At 35.0% G+C, this 7,451-nt stretch carries 5 protein-coding genes; 1 reads left to right on the top strand and 4 read right to left on the bottom strand.

All coding sequences use genetic code 11. From position 1 onward, the window contains the following. Positions 1-372: 372 nt before the first annotated feature. From GSA01S_RS01895 to GSA01S_RS01880, 4 genes are all read right to left on the bottom strand, one after another. Positions 373-3,354, bottom strand: coding sequence for a glycoside hydrolase family 2 (locus tag GSA01S_RS01895; RefSeq protein ID WP_066124293.1), 2,982 nt, complete (start codon positions 3,352-3,354; stop codon positions 373-375). A gap of 17 nt (positions 3,355-3,371) precedes the next feature. Beyond that, entirely contained in the window at positions 3,372-4,196 is an 825-nt protein-coding gene (locus GSA01S_RS01890) for a carbohydrate ABC transporter permease (RefSeq protein WP_066124292.1), read from the bottom strand. Further along, on the bottom strand, positions 4,186-5,061 hold the full coding sequence (locus tag GSA01S_RS01885) for a carbohydrate ABC transporter permease (protein ID WP_066124290.1): 876 nt from the start codon (positions 5,059-5,061) through the stop codon (positions 4,186-4,188). The genes GSA01S_RS01890 and GSA01S_RS01885 overlap by 11 nt, the downstream gene beginning before the upstream one ends. A 74-nt stretch (positions 5,062-5,135) precedes the next feature. Continuing rightward, positions 5,136-6,416, bottom strand: a complete 1,281-nt coding sequence (locus GSA01S_RS01880) for an ABC transporter substrate-binding protein (RefSeq protein WP_066124289.1) — start codon at positions 6,414-6,416, stop codon at positions 5,136-5,138. Positions 6,417-6,553: 137 nt separating this feature from the next. Here GSA01S_RS01880 and GSA01S_RS01875 point away from each other — a divergent pair, with 137 nt between their 5' ends. Next, positions 6,554-7,417 (top strand): AraC family transcriptional regulator, encoded by an 864-nt coding sequence (locus GSA01S_RS01875; RefSeq protein WP_066124288.1) that lies wholly within the window; start codon positions 6,554-6,556, stop codon positions 7,415-7,417. The last annotated feature ends 34 nt before the right edge of the window (positions 7,418-7,451 follow it).

Below are 7,451 nucleotides of genomic sequence, written 5' to 3'. Positions count from 1 at the left end.
CGAAATATATTCGTTTTTTACTCCTGATCAACTCCCAATTGTGCAGAGATAAACAGACGAAGCAAAAATTTATTCGATTTTCTACTTCTGGCCCACTCCCTAAACATTTTAGCAAAGTGATAAATTTTTATACTGCTTAACTTTTTGGTCGATTGTTCGAAATATAAAGAAGCGGACAAAAACTCGTCCGCTTCTTATTGCGATGTGCGCCCATGCTGGGCGCACATTAAGGGATTCGATTGACGATACTCGTCAATCGCACCCCCAAGATGTTTCACCGTCACATAACCATGATGTACGCCAAGTATTAATGAAAACTGACTAGCAGTAATATTAAATAATTGATCATGTACTTTAATTAATGGTTTAACCTCATTTCACAAATAAATTAAACTTAAATTCAAAATCATCATCTAAGCGATAATGCTCGAATAATTCTGGTCCACAGGCATTCGTCCCAATACCAGATTGTTGTGGATCTAGTTGGAGATAAGTCATATCCTCCAATACTAATTTATCACGATGCATCACTTCTGTTAATTGTTTAATTGAATAATGAGAAGCATTAAAATGCATGCCTTTCACAGAATGAACTGTCAATGATTGTTGACCATTCGTTAGCACGAGTTGGTTAATACTTCGATTACCATTTTCTTGTGGTGTAACATAAGGTTCATACATCTCTGTTACCGTCGCCGTAAAGTTCCCCTTATAGGATGCATGGTATTTGTCACGATAGTTTTCTTCCGGTCCATAACCATGATAATTGACGTTTTCGAAGCTTGCTAGTAACGGCAAGGTCATACCAAAGCGAGGTAAAAATGGAATCACTGGATTTTTAGCCACTTTTCCTGCCACTTCAATCAAACCATTGCCAAAGATAGTATACTCAAGGGTCATCTCCAAGAAGTTTTGTCTTGCGACAGCATGCATGACCGCATCAAAGGACACTTTTACATGATCATCTGCTTTTGTAATATGCGTCTCATGTACTCTTGTTTGATGACGATCAAAATTGGCTTGTAGCCATTCGCGCTTAATGTTACGATCATTATCAGTCGGTGCACGCCAGATAGTCCACTCTCCCGGTTGGTTTAAAAGTGTTTGTTTATTCACTTTTAATTGCTCAATCGCTGCATTTGCTTTACTTAATACGACCTCACCAAAAGCAGTTGTAATGGCCACGGTTGCATTCGACTCCTCATAAGTAATATTGGTAGATGATTCTGATAATTCTAAAGTTAATTCAAATTCATTGACTTCAACCCAATCAAAACCAACAAAATTATCCGATAAATCGTGATAAACAAAACGGATAATGCTAATTGTGGTTAAATCAGTCAATGTGTCCTTTAAATCAACTGTCAAACTGGCTTGTGGTGCAATATCTAACCTTGGTAATTCGTGAGTTGCCACTACTGCTCCTGTTAAATCCGCTACTTCTAAAGTCACTTTAAAACGGTTTTTTGCATTAACAAAATCGAGACGATTTTTAAACGTAAACTGCTTAGCATTTAAATCAAGGTCTTCTAACAAGAAAGGTTTAAATAAGTTTTGGTGTTCTTTTACCAGGACATGTGGTGTTCGATCCGGATACATTAAACCGTCCATACAGAAATTACCTGCATGCGGATATTCACCAAAATCGCCACCATAACGATAGACCGGTGTTTTATCAGGTTCAAAACGATTCAGATTGACCGCATGGTCAGCCCATTCCCAAACATAAAGACCGACAAATTCTGGGTATTGGTAGAACAATTCATAATATTCCGTCAAATCCCCCGAACTATTCCCCATAGCATGGGCGTATTCACATAACATAAACGCTTTTTCAATATTTTCAATGTCTAAATAATATTCTTTAATTTCCGTAGGTGAAGCATACATACGACTCCAACTATCAAAATATTGAGTATCATATTCTTTACTGCGGTCATAGTACCAATACGCTTCGTAATGCAATGGACGAGAAGGATCTAACTGACGTGCATGTTTTAACATCGCTTCAATATTAGGCCCATAACCGGTTTCATTACCCGCTGACCACATTACAATGGAACTATTATTAAAGAATGGGATAATCGAAGCATCCATCCGGTCGACAAAAGCTTTTTCAAAGGCTGGGTCTTCTGGTAAAACATTGTAATTATCATTACCACCCATTCCATATAGGTCTACCACCCCATGACCTTCTAAGTCCGCTTCACTCATAACATATAACCCAATTACGTCTGTCAATTCATAAAATTGACCATTTTTTGGATAATGGGCTGTTCTTAAAGCGTTAAATCCATATTGTTTAATTAACGTTAAATCTTTCCATTGATCATCTAGTGTCACGGTCGCTCCAGTATTTGCATTCGTATCATGATGATTAACCCCTATTAATTTTACCGAACGATTATTCACATAGAATTGATTATTTTTCATTTCTACTAAGCGAATTCCTACTAATTGTTGAATATGTTCACTGCCTACAGTTAACAATAAGCGGTATAATTGAGGTTCTTCGGCATTCCATAAAACTGGATTCATCACTTCAATCGTAAAATCATTGTCTGATGTCGTCCCCTCATGGATCACCTCATTATTCGGTGCTAATAATTGGTACTTAACGTCTAAATTTTCGCATGTTTTGTTAAGCTCAACGGATAAAGTAGCTAATGATAAATCATCATTGAAACTTTGACGAACAAAGAAACTTTCTACTCGGTCAACCTCACGCTCTAAGACATACACATCACGGAAAATGCCACTATAACGGAATTTATCTTGATCCTCAAGATACGTCGCATCCGACCATTTTAACACCAACACATGCAATGTATTCTCGCCATCTTGAAGAAATTGCGTAATGTCAAATTCTGAACTGGCATGAGAAATTTGGCTATAACCTACAAATTGATGATTGACCCAAACATAATAAGCAGAATCGACCCCTTCAAAGGTTAAATGATATTCTTTTTGTTCTTTTTTATTGATTTTAAAATGACGACGATATAAACCAGCCGGATTTTCAAATGGGACATAAGGAGGATCAAACGGAATCGGATATTCAGTATTGGTATACATTATTTGGTCATAGCCATATAATTGCCAACAACTTGGCACAGGAATTTGGTCATAACTTAACTCAGTATCGTCTTCCCAATATGCTTTCTCAATTCGATTGACACTCGTAAAGTATTTAAAATCCCAATCGCCATTTAAATTATGGAAGTACTCACTTTTCGTACGCTCGGTTAAGGTTTCAAACAAGTCATCCGTATGAAATGGGACATAATAATTTTTCCTAGGCAAAGTATTTACATGAAACACCTCTAAATTTTCAAAATAATTAGGTAATAACACTTTTTCTTCATCCTTTCTTATTTAACAGCACCTAACATACCCGCTACAAAATATTTCTGTAATACAAAGAAGATAATTAATGTCGGGATGGTGGCGATTAAAATCGCAATCATCATTAAGCCATAATCCGGTGCATAACTTGATCCTAAATTTGATAATAGTAACGGTACCGTACGCATTTCATTAGTTTGTAAAGTAACTAATGGCCATAAGTAATTATTCCAAGCATTCATGAATGTAATAATTGCTGCTGCTGCGTAGGTATTTTTCATCGTCGGCATGTAAATTCTAAAGAATAAACCAATTTCAGATAGCCCGTCAATCCGCCCAGCTTCTAACAATTCTTGTTGGAACATTTTAGTATTTTGACGGAAATAAAAGATTAAGAACGCCGTTGCAATATAAGGTAAATAAGCTGATGCATAAGTATTGAAGCCAATCATAGGATTAATGGTTGATAAACGGCCAAAGAATTTAAATAATGGAATCATTAAAGCGGCAAATGGAATCATCATTGACATCAAAATAATATTAAAGACAATATCCGTCCATTTTGAACGGTAGACTTCAAACGCATACCCGGCAATCGAACTGATTATTAATGCTAAAACAGTTTGTGAGACAGCAATAATGGCAGAATTTTTTAAAGCCGTAACCATATCTGTTTGCTCAAACAAGTTTTTCAAATTGTTTAATAATTCTTTTCCTGGCAATAAAGAGCCGCTCGTTACATCAACACTGGCATTCGTCGCTGAAATAATCATGAAATAAAACGGAAAGACAAATACAATTGACATCATCAATAAAAAGATGTATATAAAAATTTTATTTTTATTTTTCATCGCGATTACCTACTTTCATTTGAATAATAGAGAATATAATGACTAAAATAACGATCGCATAAGAAACAGCAGCGGCATAGCCAAAGTCTGGTGTATACTTAAACGAAAGATTATAGATATATTGTGAGATGGTCATCGTTGCATTCCCCGGTCCTCCTTGAGTAATGTTCATTGGTTCGTCGAATAATTGCAAGGTACCGATCGTTGAGGTAATCGATGTAAATAAAATAACTGGTTTTAATAATGGCAACGTAATTTTAAAGAACTTATCAATAGGTGACGCACCATCTACATCCGCCGCTTCATAAATTTGGTCATCAATATTCTGTAAAGCGGAAAGGAAGAAAATCATATTATAACCTGTCCAACGCCAAGTAATAGCGATAATAATGACCACTTTTGCCCAAAATGGATGTGATAACCACATGATTGGCTTATCCAAAACATTGATTGCCATTAGTATTTGGTTTAAAACACCATTATTTGCGAAAATATATTTAAAAATTAAAGAATAAGCAACTAATGAAGTGACAGACGGTAAGAACACAATCGTTCTAAAAATCCCTTTGAACTTCAACGTTTTATTATTTAATAAAACCGAGAAGAAAATAGCTAAAACAACCATAATCGGCACTTGGAAAATCAAGAATATTAAGGTGTTTTTTAAAGATTGAATAAAGACTGGATCAGATAATAAACGCTTATAGTTAGTTAATCCTACAAAAGATAAATTCGCACCTTTTCCAGACTGTAATGACATGATAAAGGCTGATAGCATTGGATAAAAATAGAATAAAATGATTAAGGCCACTGGCACAGCAATAAAAGCCCAACCTAATAATTTTCGTCTTTGAAAGACATTCATAATTCTCACTCCTATTTATAAAGGCTGTAGAAGATTGTCATTCTACAGCCCTTAATTTATTTTTTACACTGATATTAGTTATTTAATTGGTTTTCTGCTTGGGCTTGAGCATCTTGGAAGATTTGATCAATGTCGCCACCAGCTAAATACTGTTGTAAAGATGCCTTCAAAATATCTTCAATTGCATAAGTATGAATACCATAGTTTAATGAAGGAATTTCAGCAGACCATTCGGCAAAATCTTTATAAACTTTTTGTCCACCAAAAAATTCAACTTCAGTATCATAGGCATCTGATTCTAGTGCAGGTAAATACGTACCTAAAGCACCCATTTCCGTAATCAAATCACCATAAAATTCAACATTAGAACCAAATGTTTTAGCTAAGAAATCAGCTGCAGCTTCTGAACCTTCCTTATTAATCACATAGAATGAAGAACCACCTAAGTTAGAAGAATGAGTTGCGCCTTCCACTTCTTGTTTAGGCCAAGGTACCACCGCCCACTTACCAGCTTGGTCTGCTGCTTGAACAACTGATGGTGTAATCCAGTTTCCTTGCGGAACAGTCCAAACGACACCTGTGTTGAACGCTTCTAACATTTGAGCCCAGTCACTATGAACGTTCACTAAATCTTTTTCATACATTGATTTGAAAGTAGCAAATGCTTCTTTTAAAGCAGCATTGTCAGCAATATTTGGTGTGACACCATCTTCTGTGGTATACCAAGAACCAGAACCATTAATCATCGCACGAAATAATCCAAGATCATTTAAATCCATTGATAAAGTTTTTAAACCAGTAGTTTCTTGTACTTTTAAGCCAATTTCTTCTAATTCAGTCCAAGTAATGTCTTGTAAATCTTCTACTTTGTAGCCTGCTTCTTCTAAAATATCCGTACGTATATATAATCCTGTAACCCCAGTATCAAAAGGTACTGAATAAAAATTCTCTTCAACTGTACTTGCTTCAATTTTATATGGTGCAAAATCATCTGAATTAATATAATCATTTAAAGGAATAAAAGTATCTGGATAGGCTGTTAAGAAACTTTGTGCACGATAGTCCTCAATCAATACAATGTTTGGTAAACTATCTGTTACTCCGGAACTCATCGCGGTATTTAATTTTTGAATTATGTCAGCTTGCGCATTTTCTTCAATGTTCACATTTACATCGGGATTTTCCTTTGCATAATATTCTTTGGCAATATTCAAGGCCTTAATATTAAAGTTTGGATCCCATGCCCATACATTGATTTCTTCTTGAGCTGAAGCACTTGGAACACCCGCTACTAAAGCTGAACCTAAAGTGCCGACTGCTAATAAACCGCTAAACTTTTTCATCCATTTTTTCATTCTTTTTTCCTCCTAATTTTTTAAACAAACCTGTAAACGTTTCCTACACTTTAAATTATATGGTATAACTGTAGAATAATCTATGTTATAATGAATAAAAATACATGGACGAATGTTTCCATCATTCGGAGGGTGCAATGAGAAATCTATGGGTTTACTTTAATAATTCGGAATCCGACTTAAATATTGATGAGTGCGGTATCCAAACTTATGACGAATTTGAAATTTATCAATACAAAGTATATCAAAATTTTGTACTACATTTAGTAGTGGATGGTGAAGGTTTTTTTGAGATTAATGGGCAAAAGTACCCCCTTAACAAGGGGGAGGGCTATATTATTCGCAATTCCGACGATGTTCTCTATTATCCTAAAGCCAATAATCCATGGACTACCTATTGGATTGGCCTAAAAGGTGACAAATTGGAAGAATACCTTAATGGCACTTTGTTAAAGAATAAACATTTAATAAAGTTCCATCCTAATGGCAAAACTCAAGAGGTAATTAAAAATATCTGTGAAACAACCCAATTGAATGAATCAAATTTACCTAATGAATTTTGGTACAAGAGTCAACTATATTTACTGTTCAATTATATCAAAAAAGAATTTTCAGTGAAAAACAATACAAATTCACTAACCTCCAAAGAACTAGCTGAAGTTGCATATCATTATATCTATACTAATTATATGAATGAAATTAGTATCGAAGAAGTTGCTGAATACCTAGCGGTCAGTCGTAGTTATCTGTATAAATTATTTAAGAAAAAATACGATTTTTCGCCACAACAATTTTTGCTCGACCGACGATTAACAGTCGCAGCTTCAATGCTATTAACTACTGATGATACTATTAGCACTATTAGCCAAAAAGTGGGATTTCGTGATCCACTCTATTTTTCTAAAAGCTTTTCTAATTATTATGATTTAAGTCCGAGCAAATTTCGTCAGCAACACGATTATGATTCTTATCTAGAATCTTGGGAGAAATTTAGGGATTAAGTCTTAATTTTCCGGATCACAACAAAATCGCCGA

The organism is Globicatella sanguinis NBRC 15551 (assembly GCF_001552295.1).
GTDB classification, from domain to species: Bacteria; Bacillota; Bacilli; order Lactobacillales; family Aerococcaceae; genus Globicatella; species Globicatella sanguinis.
Note: the sequence above shows the minus strand (reverse complement) of the source record. Positions and strands in the feature narration are given on the sequence as shown.

Excerpts from the sequence above, each read along its gene's own strand:
- GSA01S_RS01890 (WP_066124292.1), bottom strand. The coding sequence starts at position 4,196 with ATGAAAAATAAAAATAAAATTTTTATATACATCTTTTTATTGATGATG.
- GSA01S_RS01885 (WP_066124290.1), bottom strand. The coding sequence starts at position 5,061 with ATGAATGTCTTTCAAAGACGAAAATTATTAGGTTGGGCTTTTATTGCT.
- GSA01S_RS01880 (WP_066124289.1), bottom strand. The coding sequence starts at position 6,416 with ATGAAAAAATGGATGAAAAAGTTTAGCGGTTTATTAGCAGTCGGCACT.
- GSA01S_RS01875 (WP_066124288.1), top strand. The coding sequence starts at position 6,554 with ATGAGAAATCTATGGGTTTACTTTAATAATTCGGAATCCGACTTAAAT.